This is a genomic window from Paenibacillus yonginensis (assembly GCF_001685395.1).
GTDB lineage: Bacteria > Bacillota > Bacilli > Paenibacillales > Paenibacillaceae > Fontibacillus > Fontibacillus yonginensis.
The window spans coordinates 3,431,749-3,456,495 of sequence record NZ_CP014167.1 but is presented as its reverse complement, the minus strand read 5'-3'; the positions used below and the strand labels follow the sequence as shown (position 1 = coordinate 3,456,495).

Here is a 24,747-nt window from a genome sequence, read left to right as displayed (position 1 = left end):
TTTTAAGGGCAGACGGAAGCATAGAAAGCAAAGGAAGGGGGAACAAGCATGGATACTCGAAGCCTAAAGCAGCCAAAGACTTATGCGATTACACATTTTTGGGGCGTCAAACCGATATTCACCAGCTTATTTCTGATGGTTATTCTGGGATTCTCCATGTATCAGGAGGTTCAAGCTCATTTGAGACATCCTGGAAGACAGGGGTATTTCATTTTCATCGGATTATTTGCGGTCTGCTTCACCGCCGCTCTCATTCAGTTAGTCGTTTCGATCCTTCGTTATTTCAAGCGGGGACAGCTGACGATCGGGGATGAATACCTCGTTGTGGACGGGTTAAAGCTGTATCCCGAACAAATTCATTGTATAATGGTAGACGAGTATTTTCTGCCAAGTATCGCCGTGAAACCGCGAGGGAAGCGGATCACGCCGGGCAGGCTGGTTTTTCGATTTACGGAAGCCCATGTGCAGTCCTTGGATGAACTGGACGATTGGGCGAAGAACCAGGGGATACGGATAATTAACAAAAGATTTTTCCGGTGGATGTAAACGTCGGGGGATGTAGACAGATGGGGGCGAATATGGCGGAGTCAGGGGAAACCTACAAAATAAAAACAGCTACAGGCACCGAATCACTAATCGTGATGGTGCTTGCGGTCATAGTAGTGGCCGATTTGGTGAGAAGGGCTTATGCGACGGATGAAGGCCTGCTGTTTTACGCAGCTATTCTGGTGTTGATTTATTGCCTGGTTTTGACGGTGCTCGCTATAGTGAGAGTATTCAAGAAACCGGGCGAGCTGCTGATCACCAGACATTCACTGTCCTTATATGGACGCACGCTGGAGGCCTCTCAAATCGAGGAGATTATGGTGAATGGCTTCTCCAGAAGGTTGATCGGGATCAAACCCAAGGGCCGCAGGCTTGTTCCGCTGGCTTTGGGCTTTCGTTTCGTGGAGGACGCGAATGAGGCCTTCAAGGATCTGGAGCAGTGGGCAACGGCCAATCAAATCACGATGACCGAGAAGAAATTTTTTAAATGGATTTGATTTTACGCGGATTTGGCTGCCGGTTTATATTCTTCTGATAATCGGGGAGTACAGTATCCTTAACCCCGAAACCGGAAACGGGCTCAACTGGGAGCCGCCTGTGAACCGAAAAATGAGTCAGATGGCATTTGATCCGTCTGGCTTGTTTTTTTATGGATTCTGTTAGTTTGAAAGGGGGAGCTGCTGGTGATCAAATACAATATATGTTTTATGAACAGGGGCACCGAGGTGCTGCTGCTCAATCGGGAGCGCTCGAGCTGGATGGGTTGCTGGAACGGCATTGGAGGCAAGCTGGAGTCCGGAGAGACGCCGCGCGACTCGATGATCCGGGAAATTTTTGAAGAGACGGGCATTGCCGATTATGAACTGCATTTCAAAGGTCTGATTACTTGGAACAACGGCGACTCGGGATATGGAGGGATGTATGTCTATGTCGCGGATGTGCCGGCAGCTTATGAGCTGGCCACCCCGCTTAAGACAGATGAAGGCATTCTGGACTGGAAAAAGATCGACTGGATTCTCCACCCGGACAACCTGGGCATCGCCTCCAATGTCGTGCGGACGCTGGATACCCTGCTGAAGGACGGCAGGGCCTATGATCACCATTGTACCTATGTTGAGGGCCAACTCGTTAGTTACGAGAAGAAGGAGATCGCTCTGGAGCTGGAGACAGACGCCGGACTGAGAGAGCGGTTCTTCCAGCAATATGCGCTCCGCCGTGCCGAGAAAGGTTCTATTGAGAAATTATCATTATAAGAGGGAGGAAGGTGAGCAGGGATGGCCGTTACAATTTTACATACAGATAGGCTGCAGCTGCAAAGCTTAACCGCCCGGGATGCGGCGGAGGTTCTGGCTTATCTGGAGAGAAACCGGCAGTTTCTGGAGCCGTGGGAAATCCGGAGAGAGGCTTCCTATTATACTTTGGAGACGCAAAGACGACTGCTGGAGGAGGAAGCGGATAAAATGGACAGCGGCCAGCTGTTTAAATTATGGTTTCGCACACGGGGCGAAAACGGCCGGATCATAGGTTCTGCTGCGCTTAGCAATATCGTCAGGGGGGCTTTTCTTTCCTGTCATTTGGGGTACAAGCTGGATGAAGAGGAGCGGAATAAAGGATATATGACCGAAGCGCTCAAGGCGATCATCGACTTTGCCTTTCATAAGCTTGGACTGCACCGGATCGAAGCCAACATTATGCCGCGTAATGCAGCTTCCCTGGCAGTGGTACATAAGCTGGGCTTCTATCATGAAGGCGTGGCTTTTAAATATTTGAATATTAATGGCGTTTGGGAGGATCATATTCATATGGTGCTCCGAAATGAAGTTATGGAGCAGGGAAAGCCGTTTACGGGGGGAGTCAGCTAGCAGGTTAGCGGACTTAGGGTTCTTCTTTAGTGAACTTATGGTTATTCTAAGAAACTATTATTTTTTATTCTGAGTAAGGCCCCCTGCATGTTGAGCAGTCAATGATCGAAGAAAGCGAAGTCCCTTAGATTCAATAACCAAACCAACGGCCCTCGTCCTTGTCAGGAATGAGGGCCGTTTGCCGGGGACCTGGCAGATACGGCCGAGGGCGGCAGCACTTCTACCGTTATGTCAGCCTGTTACCTGCTTGTCCAAGGCACGGATCAGATCCGGGAACCAGTTGGTTATGGAGCTGAACTTGAATCCAGCTTGCTCTGCTCTCGAGATATCGAGTCCGTAATCCTCTTCAACCGCATACGGCGTCAGCCGCTGCTTATCCGGTTCGCTGGAAGCCGGAAGGACCTCGATGTCTGCGTTTGTGCCTGTTACCTCGCGAACCGTCTGCATAATGTCAGCTAAAGATAAGGTTCCTGCCGTAGCAGCGTTGACAGGGCCCTCCAAGGTGCTGCGGCCAAGCCAGAACAGAAACCGGGCCGTTTCCCCGGATGAAATGAACGAGATGCGAGCATCCGGATTGTAGGCCTGGACAGCAGTCCCCTCGCGGGCTTGTTTGACATGAAACAGCATCCGCTCCGTGTAATCGTCCTCCCCGATCACAAAGGGGATCCGCACTGCAGCTGCAGAGAAGTCCGACTGCTGGAACAGCACCGCTTCCGCCTGTCTTTTGCCTTCAGCATAAGAGAAGTCACGGCTTCTGCCCGGGGTCACCTGATAATGCAGCGTATCGACATCACTTTCTTTCCAGGCTTCACGCCCCTGGTCATAAACGGACAAGGTGGAGGTCAACACATATCTCCGGGCCAGGCCGCTAAATGCCTGAACCGCATCGCTGGCGTCATCTGAAGCGAAACAGATATTGTCGTAGATGATGTCCCAAGGTCCATATGCGGCGAGTGCCTCAAGGGAGGACTTCTCCTGACGGTCTGTTTGAACGCGTGTTACCCGGTCACCAAACGTATCAGCCGCACGCCCGCGGGTCGCTATCGTAACGTCATCTCCTGCTTCGATCAGTATTTCCACCAATCTTTTGCCGAAGAAACGGGTACCGCCAAGCACTAATACTTTCATATAAAAAAATCCTCCTTTATGAAGCGGGTATGTTCTTATTATAATAACGGAATAGAAGGGGAAATAAGTACGTAATTGTTGATGAAGATTATGATTATGGTTTGAAGAAGGGGAGGATGGGGCGATGAGAATGGATGAGAGATATCCGATCGGAAAGTTTGAGTGGGAAGGTGAAATTTCAGCGGAGCAGCGGGAACGCTGGATGGAGGAGATTGAAGAACTGCCGGCTAAACTTAGAGCGGCTGTCCGGGATCTTACACCGGAACAGCTGAAGCTGCCTTACCGCGAGGGAGGCTGGACACTCCTTCAGGTAGTGCATCATGTGGCCGACAGCCATATGAACAGCCTGACCCGCTTCAAGCTGGCTCTGACCGAAGACACGCCGACGATCCGCCCTTATTACGAGGACCGCTGGGCAGAGCTGGCCGATAGTCTGAGCGAGGAAATCGACGTGTCCCTGACTCTGCTTGAGGCGCTGCACCGGCGCTGGGTTCTTTTGCTCCGCTCCATGAAAGAAGAGGACTTTGCCCGTTCCTTTCTCCATCCTGAATCGGGTACGTTTAGTCGTCTGGACTATGCGCTGGGCAATTACGTCTGGCACGGCAATCATCATTTGGCCCATATTACCGAATTAAGGGATCGGTTAGGGTTGTAGAGATACAGAAAGGCGGCAGCAAGCATTCGGAAATTTCGTTATTCCTATTAAATTTATAGGATTAAGGATAGTTTTCAGGTATAATCTTGATAGGGAATCGTGAGATAAGGTATACTTGTCTCGCCAAAAACATGAATGGAAGAGGAGAGTCACAAATGGGAAAAGTATTGGTCTTTGGTCATAAGAATCCGGACACGGACACAATTTGCTCGGCAATCGCTTATGCCTATCTGAAACAGCAGCTGGGAGTGGACGCGGAAGCGGTTCGCCTGGGTACGGTAAATGGCGAAACCCAATTTGCGCTGGATCGTTTTGGAGCGGAGGCTCCTCGTCTCGTTGAAGCCGTAGCGGAAGAAACCCAAGAGGTCATTCTGGTCGACCATAACGAACGTCAGCAAAGCGCATCCGATATTGACAAAGTTAGGGTGACTGAGGTCATCGACCACCACCGGATCGCCAATTTTGAAACCAGCGGCCCGCTGTACTACCGCGCTGAGCCTGTCGGCTGCACCGCCACTATCCTGAAGAAGCTGTATAAGGAGAACGGCGTTGAAATTCCGGCGAACATTGCAGGTCTGATGTTGTCCGCAATCATTTCCGACTCTCTGCTGTTCAAATCGCCTACCTGCACGGAAGAGGATGTGGCTGCGGCCCGCGAGCTGGCCGGCATTGCCGGCGTAGAGGCTGAAGCTTATGGTCTGGACATGCTGAAGGCAGGCGCAGATCTGAGTCAGAAGACTATTGCCGATCTCGTTTCCCTCGATGCCAAGGAATTCCAGATGGGCGGTTCGAAAGTGGAAATTGCGCAAGTGAATGCCGTTGACGTCAACGACGTGCTGAGCCGCCAGGCCGAGCTTGAAGCGGCTTTGTCCGGCATTATTGAAGAGAAGGGCCTGGACTTGTTCCTGTTCGTCGTAACGGACATTCTGAACAATGACTCCGTCGGCATTGCTTTGGGCAATAAAGCTGCTGCCGTAGAGAAAGCGTACAACGTGACGCTGCAAAATAACCAAGCCGTGCTTAAAGGTGTGGTTTCCCGCAAATCTCAAATTGTTCCGGTCTTGACCGATACATTCAACAGCCTGTAAGAGGATACGATTTATAAAGTAAATAGGAAAGAGAAAGCCGCTCAGCCGCTCTATCGGGAGCGGTTTTCTCTTTCTTTATTGACTAATCTTTTAATGTCTGTTAGATATGTAGACATAGAAGCAGGGTTTATGGCAAATTTTATATAAAACAGACAAGACAGGAGCTGCAACGGGAATGAACCAACCGAAATGGCCAGCCGAAGTGTTTGCGCATATATCGGACATTGTGTGTTGCTTTACCCGGGAAGGAATTTGTTTGTCGGTTTCTCCTTCTGTGCAGAAAGTGTTGGGCTTAACGCCTGAACAGGTCAGCGGACGGAGCTTCTTGGATTTATGTCATCCAGATGACATGCAGCGGATGCGCGCGCTGATTGCCGAAGGAGAAGGGAAATTGGTTTGTCGGAGCAAGAACAGCGACGGGGAATATGTTCCATTGGAATGGGTTCTAAATCCGATGACGCTGGACGAGCAGCCGGCAGTTGCAGCTGTTGCCAGGGATATATCCGAACGTCTTCGCAAGGAACGTATTTTGCAGCAGGCCATGGATATTACCTCCATCGGAGTGTGGGAATGGGAGGTTGCAACAGGGAAGATTACCTTGTCTGAATCTGTATGCCGTATGTGCGGCCTGGGGGACAAAACGATAGTTTCTTCACCTATCGAGCTTTTGCGGGGAATCTATCCGGACGACCGGCCTGAACTGGGCCAGGCGGTAAAGACCGCCCTGGAAGGCGGCATTCTAAACGGAATTTTTCGTACGTCTAACGGACTTCAGTATTTGCATTTCCGGGCTACCGTTACCAGGGACGCCGCCGGAAATCCAATGCTGATGAATGGAACTGTGCAGGATGTGACGGAGCGCAAGAAAGTGGAGAGGCAGCTTCAGGAGACGGTGGAGCGGTATACCTCTCTGAAGAAATATAATTATGATGCCGTCTTCTCTTTGGACCTGCAGGGGAATATTATTAACGGCAACAAAGTGGCCGAGCATATGACTGGCTATAAAGCCTCCGAAATGTCGGGGCAGCCTTTCGCCAAATATGTGGGGGAAGAGACGCTGCCGCCGATTCTGGAAGACCAGATTAACGAGAATTTGATCAAACGGATTATCCACCGCGACGGGACGGCTACCGAGGTGCTGTCAACCTTTGCGCCGATCATTATTAATGGGGAACAGGTTGGGCTTTATGTGATTGCCAAGGATATCTCGGAGCAGAAGAAGCTGCTGGTCGCCAAAGAAGCCGCAGAACGGACGAACAAGGCCAAAAGCCAGTTCCTGGCGATGATGAGTCATGAGATCCGCACGCCGATGAACGGCGTAATCGGCATGACCGATCTGCTGCTGGATTCCGGCGGGCTGACTGACATCCAAATCGAATATGTGCATATGATCCGGAAAAGCGGGGAGCTGCTGCTGAGCATCATCAATGATATTCTGGATCTCTCCAAGCTGGAATCTGGCAAAGCCCCTTTGCTGATCAGCACTTATTCTTTGCGGGAATGCTTGAAGGAGACGATTCAGCTGCTGTCCACTCAAGCGCTGGAGAAAAATCTCTCCCTGAACTATGAGGTGGAGGCGGATGTGCCCGACCTGCTGAACGGGGATGTAGGCAAACTGAAACAGGTGCTTGTCAATCTGATTGGGAATGCCATCAAATATACGTTTGAAGGTTCCGTGCTTGTTACAGTAAGCCGAATTCATGCTGAAGACGGCGGGACGAAGCTGAAGTTCACGGTACGGGACACCGGCATCGGGATTCCGGAGCAGCAACAGGAGCATTTGTTTGAGCCCTTCTTCCAGCTGGATTCTTTCATGAATCGAAAAAGCGAAGGGACCGGCCTGGGTTTGGCCATATCGAAACAACTTGTAGAGATGATGGGCGGCGAGATTCGGGTCGACCAATCTCATCCAATGAAAGGCAGCTCGTTCAGCTTCACGGTACCGGCAGAACCTTTGGGCGAACAGCAGGCGAAAGAAATAGTCCGAGGTTCCGCTTACCCGGCGGACAGCCTGCAGAAACGCTCGCTTTCGATTCTGGTAGCTGAGGATAACGAAATTAACCAGAAGGTCATCGTCAAGATGCTCGAGAAGCAAGGGCATGCCGTAGAGGTTGTAGACAACGGACATAAGGTACTAGCAGCGGTTAAAGAGCGCCCTTTCGATATGATCTTTATGGATGTACTGATGCCGGAGCTGGATGGTCTTGAGGCGGCCAAGCTGTTGAACCGGGAATATCCGAAGGACCGGAGGCCGGTCATTATCGCCGTAACGGCGAACGCGCTCTCCGGCGACCGGGAGAAATGTCTGGCTGCCGGAATGGATGATTATATGAGCAAACCTTTAAAGGGCCAGGCTATTGCAGACGTGATCAAGAAATATTTCAAGATATAATCCAAGCGGAAAAAAGAAAATCAAGCAGGCGGACACGGGGTTCGCCTGTTTTTTATGTGTTGCTGGAGTTTTGGGATTGAGGGATGAGAGCAGAGAGCTTTATCCATTGACAAAATCAGGCCTTCACCTATATAGTTGTTAAGACAACTATTAAAATTGGAGGGTTTTATTTGAACAAGGGACTGGATGAGTCGCTTGGTTTTGTGCTTGGCGTCGCCTACCGGAAGGTTGCGCAGCTGTTTCAGCATCAGCTGAAGGATCATAATCTGACACCGGAGCAATGGGCGGTCCTCTACCGGATCAGCGAGGAAGAAGGAATGATTCAAAGGGAGATCGGCAAACGGGCGGAGAAAGACAAGCCGACGACAACCCGGATTCTGGTCGCTCTGGAGCAGAAGGGACTGATTCATAAAGTAGGCGGGACAGAGGATCGCCGCTCCTTTCGCGTGTACAGCACGCCGGAAGGGAAAACAAAGGTGCAGGAGATTGAGCCTTTGGAACGTGCGGCGATGAAAGAGGCCAGCGCTGATTTGTCGGAAGAGGAATACAAGCTGCTGATCGGGCTGCTCCGCCGGGTGATCCGGAATGCGGAAGACCGAATCTCGGCCGAGCAGCAGTAAGGAATCTATACAGAGAATTTAAAGATAGGAGTGTTAATCATCACTAGTCAGACATCTGCCCCAATAGAGCAATCAGAGAAACTTTGGACTAAATCTTTTATCGTACTTACAGCCAGTTACCTGCTTTTGTTTTTGAGCCTGCAAATGCTTCTTTCGCCTTTTCCGGCTTATGTGAAGGACCGGTTTCACCCCGGTGATTTTACGGTCAGTCTGGTGACCAGCTTGTTTGCTTTGTCGGCCATCGGCACACGGCTGGCGATTGTCCCCGTATTAAGAAAGGTCCATCGGAACATCGTATTATTTATAGGTCTTATCATTGCGGCATTGGCCACGATCCTGTATGGCTTTGCCGGCTCCATAGGCTCCGTACTGGCGCTCCGCGTCTTGTTCGGGATCGGTTTCGGCATGGCCAGCACCGTGATGCCGACGCTGGTTTCGCAGATCATTCCGAAAAACCGTTTGGGCGAAGGGATCGGCTACTTCGGTTTGTCCACAAGCATGGCCATGTCCTTCGGGCCGATGATTGGCTTGTCGGTTATGGATAACTTTGGCTTCAAGCCGCTTACAGGAATCGGAACCTTATCCGTGGTGCTTATTGTTCCGCTGCTGCTGCTCAGCCGCAGTGTACCTCCCCAGCCTGTACGCTCACAGACTCATCCTGCAGGGCATCCGGGAGAGAATGGCAAGGCGCCGCGTTACATCAATAGAAAAATCGTCCTGCCAGCGCTGCTAAACATGCTGCTTTCCTTGACCTATGGCAGTTTGCTCGGTTTTCTAGCCCTTTACGGCAAAGAAATTCATTTAGGTCAAATTGGTCTGTTTTTCCTGTTTAACGCGATCACCGTTTTGATTATTCGGCCAGTATCCGGACGGCTGTTCGATAGTAAGGGGCCAGTGGCTGTCCTTATCCCTGCGGGAGTGGCCGTCTTCGGCAGCCTGCTGCTGTTGTCGTACGTTCATGGTCTTCCGCTGCTGGTCGTTTCCGCTTTGCTGTATGGTCTCGGCTTTGGCGCCATTCAGCCCGCAACGCAGGCCTGGATGCTGCGGGAAAGTCCATCAACCAGCCACGGTGCGGTTAACAGTTTGTTTTACAACTCGATTGACCTGGGAGTTGCGGCCGGCTCCATGCTGCTCGGGATTGTAGCTTCCCATTCGGGCTATGCTATGATGTACCGCTGGGCAGCCTGCATTATGCTGCTGTTCCTGATAGTATTGATCGTCGGCCGTAAGCTGACTGCAGGCCAAAGAACCGCACAATAACCCCGATCCTTCCTAATAAAGATAGAAAAATACAGGAATGAAGGTATAATAGGCTTTAAAGTCTTGTACTATTATCAACATCGGGGTCTGTCCCGGATTGGAGGATCGAATGAGCAGTTCGGATTTGCTCCGGCAGCCCAAGCAGCGCAAGCTGCTGTTCAGCGCGGGGATCAGCTGGCTTTTTGACGCGATGGATGTGGGGCTGCTGTCGTTTGTTGTAACCGATCTGGCTAAAAAATGGTCGCTCACCTCTTCGCAAATCGGGGTGCTTACCAGTATAAATGCGATTGGCATGGTGTTTGGCGCCGCGCTTGCCGGCATCTTCGCCGACCGTTTCGGGCGCAAAACGATTTTGCTGTGGACGCTGCTGATCTTCTCGGTAGCGAGCGGCCTGTCTGCGCTTGCTGCAGGCTTTACGGTGCTCTGCATCCTGCGGTTCATCGTAGGCGTCGGCTTGGGCGGCGAGCTGCCGGTAGCTTCTACGCTGGTTTCGGAATCCGTGCCGGTGAAGGACAGGGGCCGTGCCGTTGTGCTGCTGGAGAGCTTCTGGGCGGTCGGCTGGATTCTGGCCGCGGTTGTGTCGTATTTCGTGATTCCGAAATATGGCTGGCAGGCTGCTTTTGTTATCGGCGCTGTTCCGGCGCTGTATGGACTTTATTTGCGCAGGGCGATCGAGGATTCACCTGAATATTTGAGCCGCAGGAAGGAACCGAAGCTGACCTTCGGGGAACGTTTCAAGCGGGTTTGGGCGCCGGAGGTTAGGCGTTCTACGCTTATGCTGTGGATTCTGTGGTTTACAGTAGTCTTTTCCTATTATGGCATGTTTCTGTGGCTCCCCACCGTCATGGAAGCTAAAGGCTACAGCATGGTGCGCAGCTTCGAATATGTGCTGCTGATGACGCTGGCTCAGCTGCCGGGGTATTTCACGGCGGCTTACCTGATCGAGAAGCTTGGCCGCAAGTTCGTGCTTGTTGTCTATTTGCTGCTGACGGCCCTGAGCGCCTTATGGTTTGGACATGCCGCTTCGGAGGTTTCTCTGCTGATCGCAGGCATTTGTTTGTCCTTCTTTAACCTGGGAGCCTGGGGAGCGATGTATGCCTATAGTCCCGAGCAGTACACAACCAGACTGCGGGCAACGGGAGTAGGCATGGCTACGGCGTTCGGCCGGATTGGCGGGGTGATCGGACCGCTGCTGGTTGGACTTATGAGGGATCAATCGGTCCCGATTGCCACCATTTTTACGATGTTTTTTGTGACGGTGCTAGTCGGCGCCGCGGCTGTCCTGTTTCTCGGGAAAGAAACTAAAGGTCTTGAAATCAACGATTAGACAAGTGAACGGGGGAGGTGACCGGCAATGGCAAAAAAAAAATCAGGGAGCGCGTCCGGTGGCCGGACGTGAGGATAATCAGGCGGCTACGCTGAAGGATCTGCTGAACCCGGCTGTGGTCAGCAAATTGAAGGAACAGGCCGCGGAAATGAAACGCGAAGAAGAAACACGCAAGGAAGAAGAAAGAAAGCGGGCAGAGGAAGCCCGCAAGCAGGAGCAGAAACGGCTGGAGAGCAGCTTTGAATATTTGCTCAATAACAGCTCGCAGGACTGGAAGAAGTTTAAATAAACTCAAACTCACGTGAGATCAAATAAGCTTCAAAATAACCCCACCAATGTGGGGTTATTTTATTGGACTAGTACTTTTTTCTCAGTCGATCGTTTTTTTTGCTAGGAATTTGGAAATGGGCAACGAATATTATCTACATACATGTTTATCAACCGCAGCGGGATGTTAATGGAGTAGGCTGGACAGAGGCTAAGGAACATAGAGAAGGTGATCAATTGCTGGTCTGGGCTTTTGCAAGCGGCTGTTTTTTTGCGTTAATCCTGATCAAGATAACTTTGCTGGTGATGATTAGACAAAATCCGACAAAATCTGTAGGTATGGTGGGCAGAAAGCTGATACAGTTCCATTTTCCCGAGGAATCTAACGATTTTATTTACTATCTTAAACTGAAGCCGGAGCCCCAAATTATGTTTGCTTGTCCTCCGCTGGAGAAGCTGCTGGGCCCCGAACGGGGAAAGCGGGCTTATAAAAGGCCGGATCTGTTATTTGCGCTGCTGCATCCGGAGGATCACGAACGGTTTATCAGGCGGTTCCGGGAGGAAGCGGATCCCAGCGAACCGCTCGTTTGCCGTTTAAGGCTTCGGGATGAGAAATATACCTGGTACGAAGACTATCTAAGTCCTGTCTATAAGAAAGGCAGACTGATCGCGGTTCAGGGAATCCTCCGGAATGTGCAGAATAAAATGGAAATGCAGGAGCAGCTCAAATACCGAGTAGCTCACGATTCTATGACCGGCGTGCACAGCCGGGAGTTTTTTGAAGAGCAGCTGGCCCTTTTGAACCAAAGGGAAGACCTGTCGTTAACGCTGGTCATTTGCGACATGGACAACCTGAAACAAATCAATGATACGCTCGGTCATAAGATGGGGGACGTTTATATCAAATCGGCGGCGGTTATGCTGAATCAATTTGCTGCCGACGATGTGCTGATCAGTCGAATTGGCGGGGATGAGTTCTCGCTGCTGATCCTGAACCGGACCCGCGAGGAGGGGGAAGCGCTGATTCAGAAGCTGAAAGAAACCGCATCGGCAACACCTGGCGTAGAGCCGGGAACTTTTATGAGCATTTCCATCGGCCAAGCTTATGCAGAGTGTGCTTTAGGGCAAGTAGAAGCGTTGTTTATGGAAGCGGATCGGCAAATGTACGCCTGCAAACATGCCAAGAGAAAAGAAGAAGCGGATCCGAAAGGCAGCAGAACAAGCGGGCATTCGGTTCGCCTGCTTTCGCGGGATCGGCCGAATATCCCTCATGTATAAAGAAAACTAACGAGTAATCGGTTAAATAAATAAATGGGGATTTACAAAACTAATGATATTAGTTATAGTATTAGCTAATATTATTAGTTTTATTTTTTACAGCGTTTATTGCGGGATAGAGAACAGGTTGACGAAGGAGAATGAGAAATGAAATTGACCTCTGGCAAAGAAATTATACAGTTGAGTTTTATGCCGCGTTTATTCCCGGTGAATTGTTATTTGGTTGAGCTGGAGCAGGAGCTGATCCTGGTGGATGCGGCCCTTCCTTACAGCGCCAAAGGGATACTACGGGCGGTCAAGCAAATAGGCAAACCCTTGCGCACCATTCTGCTTACCCATGGGCACAGGGATCACGTCGGAGCTTTGGATTCGTTGAAAAAGGAACTTCCGGATGTAAGGGTCGTCATCTCGGAACGGGACTCCAGGCTGCTGGCCGGCGACCGTTCACTGGATCCAGAGGAACCGCAAACTGCAATTCGCGGCTCGGTGCCGAGCGGCATTCTCACCCGGCCGGACCGTCTGCTGCGCGACGGAGATCATGTAGGTCCTCTGCTGGCTATTAGCAGCCCCGGGCATACGCCGGGTTCCATGGCTTTCTACGATGAGCGAAACGGGAACCTGATCGTCGGCGACGCTTTCCAGCTGCGCGGGGGCATAGCCGTGGCCGGACATTTGAAGCCGGCCTTTCCTTTTCCGGCGCTTGCGACCTGGAGTGCCGAAGAAGCGGTTCGATCCGCGCGCAGATTAATCGACTGCAAACCTTCGCTGCTGGCTGTTGGCCATGGGCGGCTCCTGCCTGAGCCGGTGAGAGCGATGGAGCAGGCTGTGGCTGAAGCCGAGCGGGCGCTGCTGAATCGCAGCAGTACGGTGCAAGGGGGCAACCGGAATGCCTAGAGCCGGATTGGATGAGGTTCATGTGCTGCAGGCTGCGGCCGAACTGGCCGACTCTATGGGGGCCGAGTCCGTGACGCTGGCGCTGCTGGCCAAACGGCTGAATGTCCGTCCGCCCTCCTTGTACAACCATATTAAAGGTCTGCCGGACCTGCGCGTTAAGCTGGCGGTGTACGGCTTGCAGGAGATGTACAGAAGGACGAGCCAAGCGGTGGCAGACAGTTCCAAAGATGGCAAGCGAGATGACAAACGAGATAACAAACGAGATGACGAACGAGTTAATGGGCAGGATGCCGCTAAAGAGATCCGGAAAACGAAGGAAGGGAAACGAAAAGCGGAAGCGATTTATGCGATTGTGGAAGCCTATCTGGATTTCGCCGAAAATCATCCCGGCCTGTATGAGCTGGCCCAGCGCCCGCTGGAACCCGCGGTCCATATAGCCGGAGAACCGCTCGTGGCGCTGATGGTCGAGCAGATGGAGCTGAGAGGCATTTATGGCGATCAGGCGATCCATGCCGTCCGCGGATTGCGGAGCATTTTACACGGATTTGTTACGCTTTCGCAAGGGGAAGGTTTTGGTCTTCCTTATGCCTGGAAAGAGAGTCTGCATTACACGCTGGAAGCGTTTCTGGAAGGACTGGACTCAGCCTTTAGAGGCTAGGAACAGAAATAGGCGGGAACAGGGAACCTCGGGAAACAGAAGCGGAAGCTGATTAATTTCAGGCCAGAAGGGTAAATGAAGATCAAGGAAGTTTCTTCTTCACCCCTTCAGGGCGGCGCACATCCGGGCACAAATAATCCCCGTCATGAGTTGGCGGGGTGACTTTGCTCACGACCCGGTGAGCGACATATTATAATCCTATCTTCAAACAGGAATTTTATGCCTATAAAGGAACAAAAAAATGATGCATAAATGGAAAAAGGAGCACTAGGCTCCTATTTCAGACTCAAGACACGTTTAACGTGTGATTTTATCCACGACAAGGCGGATGACATATAAACTCCATGTATGCACAAAAACTTCTTGGCATAATAGTAACCTTTTCGTAGGTTATTGTCAACAGTATTTCCGCGCTTTTTTTCAAAGTCCAAACGTCCATTTGACACGGTTTTCAAGGCGGTTGATGTCTTCCTCGTCCAAATTACCGAGATGTTCTTTCAGTCGAACTTTGCTGACAGATGTCGTTTCTTCGGTTTTTGCGGCGGAATCAAAGGCTAGGAAGTCGTATTTATGCTTGAACAGGAAATAATGGCTCTGAAATCTGGGCACCGGCAGTCCGTCCTTGGTCAGCACGGCTTGTCCGGTTTTAAAGTTGGTTTTGGCTTTTAAATTTTTGGTTAACGGGATCACCAGCACGTTGCCTGAGGTCGAATTTACCGTATTATTGGAAATGATGATTACCGGGCGTTCCTCGTTCTGCTCACAGCCGATATTCTCGCCGAAATTGCAAAAATGCACCGCACCTCTTGTCATTTTTCGGCTCATCTGAGTCTTTTCATTGTCGATCCAATGGTGGGCCAGCTGAATTTTGATCGGCTTCCATTTCAAAATCTGCTCTTCCTTCTGCTTCTTGAGTCTTGCAAACCGGTCACGCTGGACCGGTACACGTTTGGGTGATGTTACATGTCCGTCTTCGTTCATAGGTCCTCCTGTATCACTCGTTATATAGATGGTCTAGCTTGCGCAATTTTTGGCTGATGCCGTTCCCTAAAAACAGAGTATGATTATTTGTACACTCAATAGCAGGTCAGTTAAACAAAATAGGAAGAAAAAAGTGCGGAAGACAGCCGGAAAACTTCACGGCGGATCCGCCCGAAGAGGTTTGGCCGATCAAACGGTAGTTTAATCTGTATACCATAATTTGGGCGATGAAGCAAGCTGAAAGCGTTTTTTTATAACTGGCCGGCCCGGCGGATGCGATAACAGCCTGAGCTGATGAAAACGCCGTCTTGTTTTGACAAGAGGGGTCAGGTGATGCTACTTTATAAGTGTTCGAGTAAGGGGCGTATAGGATTGTGCCGTATAAAGACAGCAAAGGTGGATGAAGGTTCTACATATGAAATTTTCCAGTGACACTATTATAACGATGGACGACATTGTCCGCGAGGGAGATCCGATTCTTAGGACAGTAACCAAGGCCGTCAGCATTCCTCCGACCGCTGAGGACGTTGCGGAGATGGATGCGATGCTGCTGTTTCTAAAGAACAGCCAGGATGAGGAGATGGCGAAGAAATACAAGCTGCGCGCAGGAGTAGGATTGTCCGCCAACCAGGTTGGTTTGGACAAGCGAATGTTTGCTGCTTATTTCATGGACGAAGAAGGGAAGCTGAGAGAGCTTGCCTTGTTTAATCCGAAGATCATCAGCCATTCCGAAGCAATGACCTATTTGCCGGAAAGCGAAGGCTGTTTGTCTGTAGACCGCGCTGTGCAGGGATTTGTTCCCCGCTACGAGAAGGTTCAGATCAAAGCCTGGGACCGGGAAGGCAAGCCTATGACAATGCGCTTCCGCGGCTTCGGGGCGATTATTATGCAGCATGAAATGGATCATTTGAACGGGATCATGTTCTATGACCACATTAACAAGGAGCACCCCTACAAGCTGCCGGATAACGTGCGGATTTCAAGCTTGTATTAAGCGGATGCGGCGGGTGAGGTTTCGGGGCCAGCGTTCCGTGCAATCCGTGCAAAAAGAATCCGGCTTTGCTATGATTAAAAGCAGCAGCCAAGGCTGCGCAACACACATTGGAGGCACTATTGATGAACAACACATCTATCGCATCAATCATAGACCATACGCTTCTTAAACCGGAAGCCCGCAAGGAAGAGATCCTTAAGCTTGCCGCAGAAGCTGCAGAGTACGGATTTGCATCCGTATGCGTAAATCCGGTATGGGTAGCTACGGCTGCAGAGGCTCTTAAAGACAGCCCTAACGTTAAGGTTTGCACCGTCATCGGCTTCCCGCTGGGAGCTTCCCACCCGGCTGTGAAGGCTTTTGAAACGGCTCAGGCCGTTAAGGACGGAGCGGGCGAAATTGATATGGTGATTAATATCGGCGCCCTGAAGGACGGAGACGACGAACGGGTGAAGCAGGACATTCGCGGCGTTGTTGAAGCGGCCGGAGACAAACTCGTGAAGGTGATTATCGAAACCTGCCTGCTGACGAAAGAAGAAATTGAGCGGGCTAGCCGGTTGTCCGTGGCTGCAGGAGCCCATTTCGTCAAAACCTCTACCGGCTTCTCCAAAGGCGGAGCGACCGTGGAAGACGTGGCCCTGATGCGCCAAACGGTCGGCCCTGACATCGGAGTTAAAGCTTCGGGCGGCGTCCGGACACCTGAAGATGCGCTGGCGATGGTGAAAGCCGGTGCGTCAAGATTGGGAACCAGCGGCGGCGTGGCGATTGCTCAAGGCCTGAAGAGCAGCGCGGATTATTAAATCGCTGGTTTACTTTAGCGAAAGACAGAAAGCTAAGAAGACTCTAAAACTTCCGTCACTGGGCGGAAGTTTTTTTTATGGTTCGGCACGGCTTAGCCTATTTACTTTGGAAAAAACATGAATTATAATAAATTCAAAGTTTCTCACAGGAAACAAATTTGTATAATTACAACAATGATTATCATTCTCATTCCCATGCTGCTTCGGGCCCTGCCCGGAGCAGCATGTGTCATTTTCAGGGCATTAACAATGTTTCTCATTCTCATTGGATGCGGGAAACGGCGGCTGTCCGCCGGAACAATCGGGATACAAAACAAAGAAAGGAAGATGATGATGCAAGCACTTGAGAAACGGGCGTTGTCCGTCAGCGAGGCTGCCGGAGGCCGTGAACCAAGAAATAAACGAAAGCTGCCGCTGGCAGCGATGCTTCGCCATCCGGAAATGCTTCAGGCGCTCGGAAGCGGCCTGCTGATGTTGGCAGGCTGGGGGGCGAGCCATTGGTCCCAGCTGCTATCTGTAACGCTGTATGTGGCGGCTTACGGGGTAGGCGGCTGGATGAAAGCCAAAGAGGGAGCCATGACTTTGATCAAAGAACGCGATCTGGACGTCAATCTGCTGATGATCGCAGCGGCGCTGGGAGCGGCTTCTATCGGCTACTGGAATGAAGGGGCGATGCTGATCTTCATCTTTGCGCTCAGCGGCGCGCTGGAGACGTTCGCCAGCGACCAGAGCCGGAAAAGCATCTCGTCGCTAATGGCGCTCAGACCGGAGAAGGCGCTCCGGGTCAGCGGCGGCCGGATGGAGATGGTTCCGGTCAGCGAGCTTGCGGCCGAAGATCTGATACTGGTCCGCCCAGGTGAAATTATCCCGGCAGACGGCGCTGTACAGAGCGGAACATCTGCGGTCAATCAGGCCTCCATTACGGGCGAATCGATTCCCGTGGACAAAACGGCGGGCGATCAGGTCTACGCCGGCACCCTGAACGGAGAAAATGCGCTGTATGTCGAAGTGTCCGGTCCGGCAGAAGGGACGTTGTTCGCCAAGATCATCGCCCTTGTCGAAGAAGCGGAGGAGGCCGTTCCCGCTTCCCAGCGTTTCATCGAGAGGTTTGAGGGAATATACGCGAAGACCGTTGTAGCGGCCACCGCTCTGCTGATCGGATTGTCTCCGCTGCTGTTTGGCTGGACGTGGAACGAATCCTTCTACAAAGCGATGGTGTTTCTGGTGGTGGCTTCGCCGTGTGCGCTGGTAGCCTCCATCATGCCGGCTATGCTGTCGGCTATCTCCAGCAGCGCAAGACGAGGCATTTTGTTCAAAGGCAGCGTTCATGTCCAGAATCTGGCTGAAACAAAGCTCGTCGCCTTCGACAAAACCGGTACCCTGACGCAGGGCAAACCGGTCGTGACGGATTTGATCGTTAAGGATGGCGAGGAAGCAAACCATCTGCTGCAGATGGCCGCGTCCGCCGAGCAGCTTTCGGCGCATCCGCTCGCTAAAGCCGTGGTTGCTGAAGCGGTGCGGCGCGGGCTCGAACTCCAGCCGATTGCCGAGATGAAATCGGTAGCCGGCTGGGGAGTTGAGGCGGTCATTCGCGGTGAAGCATGGAAGATCGGCAAAGCTGATTTTGCATCAGGGACGTACGGAGAACAGGATTGGTGGATTAAGCAATCCGGCGAGCTGGAGAGAGCCGGGAAAACGGTGTCGCTGATCTTCCGGGAAGGCGCGCCTGTCGGTTTGCTTGCTCTGAGAGACGAAGTTCGCCCGGTGGCGAAGGCGGCCATCAGTCATCTGCACAAGCTGGGGATCAAGGCGGCCATGCTGACGGGGGACAACGAGGCGACAGCCAAAGCGATTGCCTCGGAGGCCGGCATCGACATCGTGCTGAGCGGCCTGCTGCCGCAGGATAAGGCCAGCCGGATTCAGCAGCTGCGCGAGCAATACGGCGGCGTGGTCATGGTAGGGGATGGCGTGAACGATGCGCCGGCGCTTGCAGCCGCCAATGTCGGTATCGGCATGGGGGCCGGCAGCGGAGCTGCGCTTGATGCGGCGGATGTTGTGCTGATGAATGAGGATATCGACCGGATAGCCGGTGCCATTTCGCTGGCCCGTCGGGGCCGGCGGATCGTTAAACAGAATATGGTGTTTGCGATTGCAGTCATCAGCCTCCTGGTAGCAGGCAATTTTGGCGTCGGGATTCCGCTGCCGCTGGGAGTAGTCGGGCATGAAGGCAGTACAATCCTGGTTATTCTAAATGGTCTGCGGCTGCTGCGGTACGGTTCATCGCCTTCATGATTTCTTCATTTAACTTTCATAGTATACTCCCGGTACGTATGTTGACTTCATTTTATAGGTGCCAGATAATAATTTATAGAAGATTTGGTCAGGTGAACACGAGAAATGAAACGTGATTTGCCGTGATGGACTGGATCCGTGTTTTGGCGGCGCCGTGTGAAATGAACGTGGCGGTGCTCGAATGAACACGATTAGCAGATGGGGGTATGTAGGATGTATAAATCTATTATTATCGGTACCGGCCCTGCCGGACTTACAGCAGCTATTTATTTGGCGCGCGCCAACCTGAATCCTTTGGTGATCGAAGGACCGCAGCCGGGCGGACAGCTGACCACTACAACGGAAGTTGAGAATTTCCCTGGTTTCCCGGAAGGCATCATGGGGCCGGATTTGATGGACAATATGCGCAAGCAGGCTGAACGCTTCGGAGCGGAATTCCGCACCGGATGGGTGAACAGCGTGGATACCAGCAGCAGACCATTCAAGCTTCAAGTGGACGGCATGGGCGAGCTGGTTGCTGAAACCCTGATCATTTCCACAGGCGCAACTGCCAAATACCTGGGCATCCCTGGGGAACAGGACAATGTGGGCCGCGGGGTCAGCACCTGCGCAACCTGCGACGGATTTTTTTTCCGCGGCAAAGAAATCGTAGTGATCGGCGGCGGCGACTCGGCGCTTGAGGAAGCCGGCTTCCTGACCCGCTTCGCATCCAAAGTCACTTTGGTGCACCGCAGAGAGGAACTGCGCGCATCCAAAATCATGCAGGACCGCGTGCGTTCCAACGAGAAGGTAGAGTGGGCTTTGAACCGTACGCCGCTTGAAGTGCTTACGGATGATGCCGGTGTAACCGGTCTGAAAGTACGCAACAACGCTACAGGTGAAGAAGAAATCATCGAAACCAACGGCGTGTTCGTAGCGATCGGTCACCACCCGAACACCAGCTTCCTTGGCGGACAAATCACGACCGACGAGAACGGCTACATTGTAGTGAAACCGGGAACTTCGGAAACGAACGTACCAGGCATCTTCGCTTGCGGCGATGTGCAGGATACTCGTTACCGCCAGGCCATTACTGCTGCAGGCAGCGGATGTATGGCTGCGCTTGACGCCGAAAAATTCATCGAAGCCACGGAACACGAGCAATCCGCGGTTTTGGGTTAACATAGATTTTGGTGTAAAATAGATCAGGAAACTACATTACAACTGTTAAAGGAGAGTATGAACCGATGGAAAATGTAATCGTATATACCAGCACTAACTGCCCGAACTGCCGTCAGGTCAAAAGCTTCCTTTCCGATAAAGGGATTTCTTACGAAGAGCGCAACATCGAAACCAATGATGAATTTGCACAGCAAGTATGGGATATGGGCATGCGTGCTGTTCCGGTAACCATTATTGGCGAGCACAAAATCCTGGGCAACAACAAATTGAAGCTTGAGAAGGCTTTGGCTGAACAGGCCTAATCAGCGCAAGCGCCCGCTTGCGGAAGCGGTGGAGCTGGCTTGCCTGCTATAAAGCACCTGCGCCGGCTTAACGGTGTCAGGGAACGGATGAGAACAGGTTTTTCGGACGAAGCTCCGGGGAACCTGTTTTTCCTTTTTATTTTCCTTTCAGTTTCTTGTTCTTGTTCTTGTTCTTGTTCAGCTTCAAAATTCAGTCCCGAAACGGGTTCGGGAATTGGAGAATTTTGCGGGTCTTTTTTTAGACAAAATAAGGTCCAGGCTCGACAAAACTAGAACCTCCCTAGCCTGATAGCTTGTGCTACAATCTAGGGGAATCCAAGAAGTGAGTTAGGTCCGGCAGAAATGGGTTAAGTTCATAAAGACAAAGGGAAGCTCAGGGGAAGAAATGAGGCGGAAGCGTCAATGGACCGAGTCCAGGTCAAACGGCCAAAGGAGATGAGAACTTGAGAAGACTCCGAAGCGTAGTGTGGAAAGCGGTGGTGATCGGTTCTTTTGCTGTGGCAGCTCCGGCAGGAGCGGTTGGCAGCCCGTCCGTTCATCAGATGGTGCAAACGGCTCAGCAGGCGGCGCTGGTCTCCCAATCCGGAGTTGAGCAGCAGCTTGCCGCGGCTATTGAGGCTCATCAGAATACGGTCAGGTTCAAATATGAAGGCAGCGTCAAAGACTTCGAAACCTTGCTGGATCAGGCGCTGATGACAGCGCTCGATACTAACCCTTATATGCGTTATATTATGGACCGTTATCATTATTCCTGGCGCGGTACGAGCTCCGCCGTGAACGTAGAAGTGACGTTTACATACCGGGAGACCCCGGAACAGACCGCCTATGTGGACCGCCGCGTCAAAGAAATTGCCGGACAGCTGATCGTTCCCGGGATGAACAGCCATGAGAAGGTCAAAGCCATTCATGACTGGATTGTGCAGGATTTGAAATATGATGAGTCCCTTAAAAATTATACGGCTTATTCCGGTCTTGTGACCGGGGAGGCCGTTTGTCAGGGTTATACGCTGCTTGCTTACAAACTGCTCGAGGAAGCAGGCGTCCGGAATTTAATTGTAGAAGGCACAGCCGGCGGCCAGCCCCATGCCTGGAATCTGGTTAACCTGGATGGGAGCTGGTATCATCTGGATACCACTTGGGACGATCCGGTACAGGCCAAAAGCGATAACATTAGCTATGACTATTATCTGTTAACCGATGACGAGATGAGGAAGGATCACAGCTGGACCAAAACGTATCCGGCAGCCGGAGAGGCCTACCGGCCCGCTTTGGAGGCTTTGAAGTTGTTCGATCCTGCCAAACGCAGCGTTTATCAGAAGCTTGAGCATGAGCTGGGTTATACGCTTTACGAGGCAGGGCAGGCTGTATCGGACAGCTCCGGCCTGATGGCAAAGGCCCGCGAAGCCATTAAGCAGGGGAGATCGGCTGCGGTTGTACGTTATTCGGGGGAGCAATCTGCACTGATCAACGATTTAGGCAATCTTTACGGATTAAATATTCGAAATATCACGTTCTCTACCAAGCCGCTCGAAGGGACGGATGATTTGAAGGTCCGGATCGAATGGGAGAATTAAATAAACTTGCCAAAAAGGCAGCGCACCGCCAGAGGATTCCGGCGGCACGCTGCCTTTTTTAGCTGTAAGGCTGGGAATGTCTTGCCTCAAGCTAGTTCTGATTCCGTTTCGCCATCTGCTGCCAGACCGTGCCGGCGGCTTCTTCGCCGGCTTCAATCCGTTCAAGCGCCATGCGGGCCTGCAGGCTGACTTCGAACTCAGGGTCCTGCGCGGCTTCCAGCAGCGCATCGCGGGCACTGTCCGTACCCACTTCGTAGAGAAAGCGGGCTGCCCGCCAGCGGACCAGCTTGCTTCTATCGCGCAGCGCTTCGATCATCGGTCCGGTAGCAGCCGGGTCGCCGATGTCCGACAACGTATCGCCGGCGGTTCTCCGCACGGCCGCCGAGTTGTCGCGGAGCGCTTTGTACAGCAGCTCCATCGCCTCCGGTGTCCGCAGATCTCCCAGATACACGACCGCCAGACGGCGGATCTGCATCTGCGGATCGGCCAAAGCCTTGGCCAGCAGAGGCAGTGCGGTTTCGTCCGGCTGCAGGCCGTCCAGGCCCGCATAACGCACGCGCCAGTCCGGGTTCTCCAGCTGCTCCGCCGCTTCTTCAAGCGTAAAAGTACGGCGTTCCTCAACGAACTCGCTTTGGTTCTGACCGTGGGCAATGGCCTGCTTCACGATGTCCGCTACACGCTCAGGGGTGAAGGCAGCCTCCAGCTCCTGTTCGACCTCGCGGGCGATCTCCGGCAGTTCACCGTAGCGAACACCGTAATCGACCAGTTTACGCTCTTTGATCAGCGTGGCGCTGGCTACCTCGGTAACGGCTTGAACAAACCGTTCCGACAGGCCGATCCGTTCTTCCTCACCGCGGGCCTTCACCCGGATCTGCATCGGAATGCCGCGAAAGAACTGGACAAACACCTCGGCTTCGCCGTAATGGCCTGCAGCCGCTTCAGGATCTTCGGGCGACCAGGCAGAGCTCACGCCCTCCTGACCGAACTGCTCCTGCACTGCGGCCAGGATCGCCTGCCAGTCGGCGCTGCCGATCCGGTCCAGCGCGATAAAATCGGCGGTATGGAACACGCTTTTTACACCGGGAATATGAAGCAGATTTACAATAAAGGGCGGAGCCGAGCGCTCGTTGTCGGTTGTATATGTCTTGCGAACCCCAGGGGCCAGTGTTTCATCCAGATGAAGTTTCATCGTGTTAGGGCTTGGCGTCGGTTCGATAAACGTTATTTTCAAGAGATGTTCACATCCTTCCTTCGTATCTCTTTTATTTTACAACAAGATTCGCTAAGTCCCAAGCACAGCTTGGGAAGGTCTGGCGCTTAAGTTCGCATGGGGCAGCGTAAAAGCCTTTCGACAGAGAGGGGGAGCAGCGCCAAGCTGTGGCGAAAATAGGCGGCTGCGGTTTGGAAATGACTTTATTATTGGTTAAAATAATGAAGAATGCGATTTGCATTTCTATGTAAATTTTTTGTTCTGCAAATTCTGGAACGAATATTTGGAAGGGAGGCTCCCTTTTCATGGCTAAACGCCGGTATAACAACCTCGATAACGTAAGCACAGACAAAACGCTCAAGCAATTCCGCCAGTTGCGGGAAGAGCGCCGGAGAAAGAAAAAGGATTACTCCTTTGTTATTCCCAATATGGAGCCGGACCTTGAATTTCTGCGCAGCAACCGCAAGGAAACGACCTTGACCTGGATTGGACATTCGACTTTTTTTATACAATACAAGGGTCTAAATATCGTAACAGACCCGGTTTGGGCTTTGCGGATGGGATTTCAGCGGCGGATTGGCTTGCCGGGAGTGCCGATTCAGGAGGTCCCCGAAATCGACCTGATCCTGATCTCCCACTCTCATTATGATCATATGCACGTCTCCTCCATCCGCCGGTTGTACGGCCCGAATACGGACATTATCGTGCCGGCCGGACTGAAGCGGAAGCTGGAGCGCAAAGGCTTCAAACGCTGCCACGAGATGAACTGGTGGGAGCGGCTGCCAATCAAAGGGATTGAGCTGTCGTTTGTGCCGACTCAGCACTGGACCCGCCGTACGCCGTTTGACACCAATTCCTCGCATTGGGGAGGGTTCATTCTCGAGCCGGGAGATCGCGGGTTGCCGGAGCAAGAGCTTTCGCCTGGACAGAAGCAGGAAGACTATGCCCTGGAAAATAACGCTGCACCCCCCCAAGGGCCAAGAGGGCCTGCGCAGCCGGAACCAGCCGACGGGCTGCAGCACAGCGAGCGGCGGCCTGAGCATCCGCTGGCCGGGCAGGCGGGCCGAGGTTTGCCGGAAGAAGCGAAGGCGCCGAAGCTCGGCAAGACGCCGGTGATTTATTTCGCAGGGGACAGCGGCTATTTTAATGGATTTAAGGAGATCGGCAACCGTTATGACATTGATCTGGCGCTGATTCCTATTGGGGCCTATGAACCGGAATGGTTTATGACCCCGCAGCATACCACGCCGGAGGAAGGCATCCAGGCTTTCCTGGATGTCAAAGCGAGCAAGATGGTGCCGATGCATTACGGCACCTTCCGGCTGGCCGACGATACGGCGCGGGAGGCGCTGGACCGTCTGGAACAGGAAAGGCTGAAACGGGGGATTCCGGAAGAAGACATCCGAGTGATGATCCACGGCGAGACTTTGCGGTTATAGCGGATGCCGGAACATTTTTGCA

At 52.3% G+C, this 24,747-nt stretch carries 24 protein-coding genes; 21 read left to right on the top strand and 3 right to left on the bottom strand.

Annotated elements, in window-relative coordinates:
• The first annotated feature begins 48 nt into the window (after window positions 1-48).
• The 4 genes from AWM70_RS15705 (at window position 49) to AWM70_RS15690 (ending at window position 2,408) form a co-directional block, all read left to right on the top strand.
• Complete coding sequence (locus AWM70_RS15705) at window positions 49-546, top strand: hypothetical protein (RefSeq protein WP_068697972.1); 498 nt, start codon at window positions 49-51, stop codon at window positions 544-546.
• A 32-nt stretch (window positions 547-578) separates the two neighbouring features.
• Complete coding sequence (locus tag AWM70_RS15700) at window positions 579-1,043, top strand: hypothetical protein (protein WP_151208767.1); 465 nt, start codon at window positions 579-581, stop codon at window positions 1,041-1,043.
• A 210-nt stretch (window positions 1,044-1,253) separates the two neighbouring features.
• Complete coding sequence (locus AWM70_RS15695) at window positions 1,254-1,799, top strand: NUDIX hydrolase (protein WP_083180566.1); 546 nt, start codon at window positions 1,254-1,256, stop codon at window positions 1,797-1,799.
• A 21-nt stretch (window positions 1,800-1,820) separates the two neighbouring features.
• Window positions 1,821-2,408, top strand: coding sequence for a GNAT family N-acetyltransferase (locus AWM70_RS15690; RefSeq protein ID WP_068697966.1), 588 nt, complete (start codon window positions 1,821-1,823; stop codon window positions 2,406-2,408).
• A gap of 231 nt (window positions 2,409-2,639) precedes the next feature.
• Here the strand turns inward: AWM70_RS15690 and AWM70_RS15685 are convergent, their stop codons facing one another.
• Window positions 2,640-3,536 carry an NAD-dependent epimerase/dehydratase family protein gene (locus AWM70_RS15685; protein ID WP_068697963.1) on the bottom strand — a complete coding sequence of 299 codons (897 nt, stop codon included), beginning with the start codon at window positions 3,534-3,536 and terminating at the stop codon, window positions 2,640-2,642.
• A 124-nt stretch (window positions 3,537-3,660) separates the two neighbouring features.
• Between AWM70_RS15685 and AWM70_RS15680 the strand changes: the two genes are divergently transcribed.
• The 10 genes from AWM70_RS15680 (at window position 3,661) to AWM70_RS15635 (ending at window position 13,975) form a co-directional block, all read left to right on the top strand.
• The gene (locus AWM70_RS15680; protein ID WP_068697962.1) at window positions 3,661-4,191 is read left to right on the top strand and encodes a YfiT family bacillithiol transferase; all 531 of its coding nucleotides are present in this window, start codon (window positions 3,661-3,663) and stop codon (window positions 4,189-4,191) included.
• Between the two features lie 155 nt (window positions 4,192-4,346).
• On the top strand, window positions 4,347-5,279 hold the full coding sequence (locus AWM70_RS15675) for a manganese-dependent inorganic pyrophosphatase (protein WP_068697959.1): 933 nt from the start codon (window positions 4,347-4,349) through the stop codon (window positions 5,277-5,279).
• 175 nt (window positions 5,280-5,454) lie between these two features.
• Complete coding sequence (locus AWM70_RS15670; RefSeq protein ID WP_068697957.1) at window positions 5,455-7,671, top strand: PAS domain S-box protein; 2,217 nt, start codon at window positions 5,455-5,457, stop codon at window positions 7,669-7,671.
• A gap of 170 nt (window positions 7,672-7,841) precedes the next feature.
• The gene (locus tag AWM70_RS15665) at window positions 7,842-8,291 is read left to right on the top strand and encodes a MarR family winged helix-turn-helix transcriptional regulator (RefSeq protein ID WP_083180346.1); all 450 of its coding nucleotides are present in this window, start codon (window positions 7,842-7,844) and stop codon (window positions 8,289-8,291) included.
• A 132-nt stretch (window positions 8,292-8,423) separates the two neighbouring features.
• Window positions 8,424-9,551, top strand: a complete 1,128-nt coding sequence (locus tag AWM70_RS15660) for an MFS transporter (protein ID WP_237167729.1) — start codon at window positions 8,424-8,426, stop codon at window positions 9,549-9,551.
• Window positions 9,552-9,660: 109 nt separating this feature from the next.
• On the top strand, window positions 9,661-10,878 hold the full coding sequence (locus AWM70_RS15655) for an MFS transporter (RefSeq protein ID WP_068697951.1): 1,218 nt from the start codon (window positions 9,661-9,663) through the stop codon (window positions 10,876-10,878).
• Complete coding sequence (locus AWM70_RS15650; protein WP_418303167.1) at window positions 10,862-11,167, top strand: YqkE family protein; 306 nt, start codon at window positions 10,862-10,864, stop codon at window positions 11,165-11,167. The genes AWM70_RS15655 and AWM70_RS15650 overlap by 17 nt, the downstream gene beginning before the upstream one ends.
• 407 nt (window positions 11,168-11,574) lie before the next feature.
• Window positions 11,575-12,423 carry a GGDEF domain-containing protein gene (locus tag AWM70_RS15645; RefSeq protein ID WP_169823459.1) on the top strand — a complete coding sequence of 283 codons (849 nt, stop codon included), beginning with the start codon at window positions 11,575-11,577 and terminating at the stop codon, window positions 12,421-12,423.
• A 147-nt stretch (window positions 12,424-12,570) separates the two neighbouring features.
• Window positions 12,571-13,317, top strand: a complete 747-nt coding sequence (locus AWM70_RS15640; protein WP_068697947.1) for an MBL fold metallo-hydrolase — start codon at window positions 12,571-12,573, stop codon at window positions 13,315-13,317.
• A complete protein-coding gene (locus tag AWM70_RS15635; protein ID WP_068697945.1) occupies window positions 13,310-13,975 on the top strand; it encodes a TetR/AcrR family transcriptional regulator in 666 nt (221 codons plus the stop codon). Before AWM70_RS15640 ends, AWM70_RS15635 begins: the two co-directional genes overlap by 8 nt.
• A gap of 420 nt (window positions 13,976-14,395) precedes the next feature.
• Here the strand turns inward: AWM70_RS15635 and AWM70_RS15630 are convergent, their stop codons facing one another.
• Window positions 14,396-14,956 (bottom strand): type II toxin-antitoxin system PemK/MazF family toxin, encoded by a 561-nt coding sequence (locus AWM70_RS15630; protein WP_068697943.1) that lies wholly within the window; start codon window positions 14,954-14,956, stop codon window positions 14,396-14,398.
• A gap of 415 nt (window positions 14,957-15,371) precedes the next feature.
• Between AWM70_RS15630 and def the strand changes: the two genes are divergently transcribed.
• The 6 genes from def to AWM70_RS15595 all read left to right on the top strand — a co-directional run bounded on the left by def (window position 15,372) and on the right by AWM70_RS15595 (window position 22,076).
• On the top strand, window positions 15,372-15,950 hold the full coding sequence (def, locus tag AWM70_RS15625) for a peptide deformylase (protein ID WP_237167728.1): 579 nt from the start codon (window positions 15,372-15,374) through the stop codon (window positions 15,948-15,950).
• Window positions 15,951-16,072: 122 nt separating this feature from the next.
• Window positions 16,073-16,747 (top strand): deoxyribose-phosphate aldolase, encoded by a 675-nt coding sequence (deoC, locus tag AWM70_RS15620; RefSeq protein WP_068697939.1) that lies wholly within the window; start codon window positions 16,073-16,075, stop codon window positions 16,745-16,747.
• Window positions 16,748-17,074: 327 nt separating this feature from the next.
• Window positions 17,075-19,039 carry a heavy metal translocating P-type ATPase gene (locus AWM70_RS15610; protein ID WP_418303166.1) on the top strand — a complete coding sequence of 655 codons (1,965 nt, stop codon included), beginning with the start codon at window positions 17,075-17,077 and terminating at the stop codon, window positions 19,037-19,039.
• 213 nt (window positions 19,040-19,252) lie between these two features.
• Window positions 19,253-20,200 (top strand): thioredoxin-disulfide reductase, encoded by a 948-nt coding sequence (gene trxB / locus AWM70_RS15605; protein WP_068697933.1) that lies wholly within the window; start codon window positions 19,253-19,255, stop codon window positions 20,198-20,200.
• Window positions 20,201-20,265: 65 nt separating this feature from the next.
• Window positions 20,266-20,502: a glutaredoxin family protein gene (locus AWM70_RS15600; RefSeq protein WP_068697931.1), complete on the top strand. Its 237-nt coding sequence runs from the start codon at window positions 20,266-20,268 to the stop codon at window positions 20,500-20,502.
• A gap of 443 nt (window positions 20,503-20,945) precedes the next feature.
• The gene (locus AWM70_RS15595) at window positions 20,946-22,076 is read left to right on the top strand and encodes a transglutaminase domain-containing protein (RefSeq protein ID WP_068697929.1); all 1,131 of its coding nucleotides are present in this window, start codon (window positions 20,946-20,948) and stop codon (window positions 22,074-22,076) included.
• A gap of 91 nt (window positions 22,077-22,167) precedes the next feature.
• Here the strand turns inward: AWM70_RS15595 and AWM70_RS15590 are convergent, their stop codons facing one another.
• The gene (locus AWM70_RS15590) at window positions 22,168-23,307 is read right to left on the bottom strand and encodes a virulence factor (RefSeq protein WP_068697927.1); all 1,140 of its coding nucleotides are present in this window, start codon (window positions 23,305-23,307) and stop codon (window positions 22,168-22,170) included.
• Between the two features lie 284 nt (window positions 23,308-23,591).
• Between AWM70_RS15590 and AWM70_RS15585 the strand changes: the two genes are divergently transcribed.
• On the top strand, window positions 23,592-24,725 hold the full coding sequence (locus AWM70_RS15585) for an MBL fold metallo-hydrolase (protein ID WP_068697925.1): 1,134 nt from the start codon (window positions 23,592-23,594) through the stop codon (window positions 24,723-24,725).
• The last annotated feature ends 22 nt before the right edge of the window (window positions 24,726-24,747 follow it).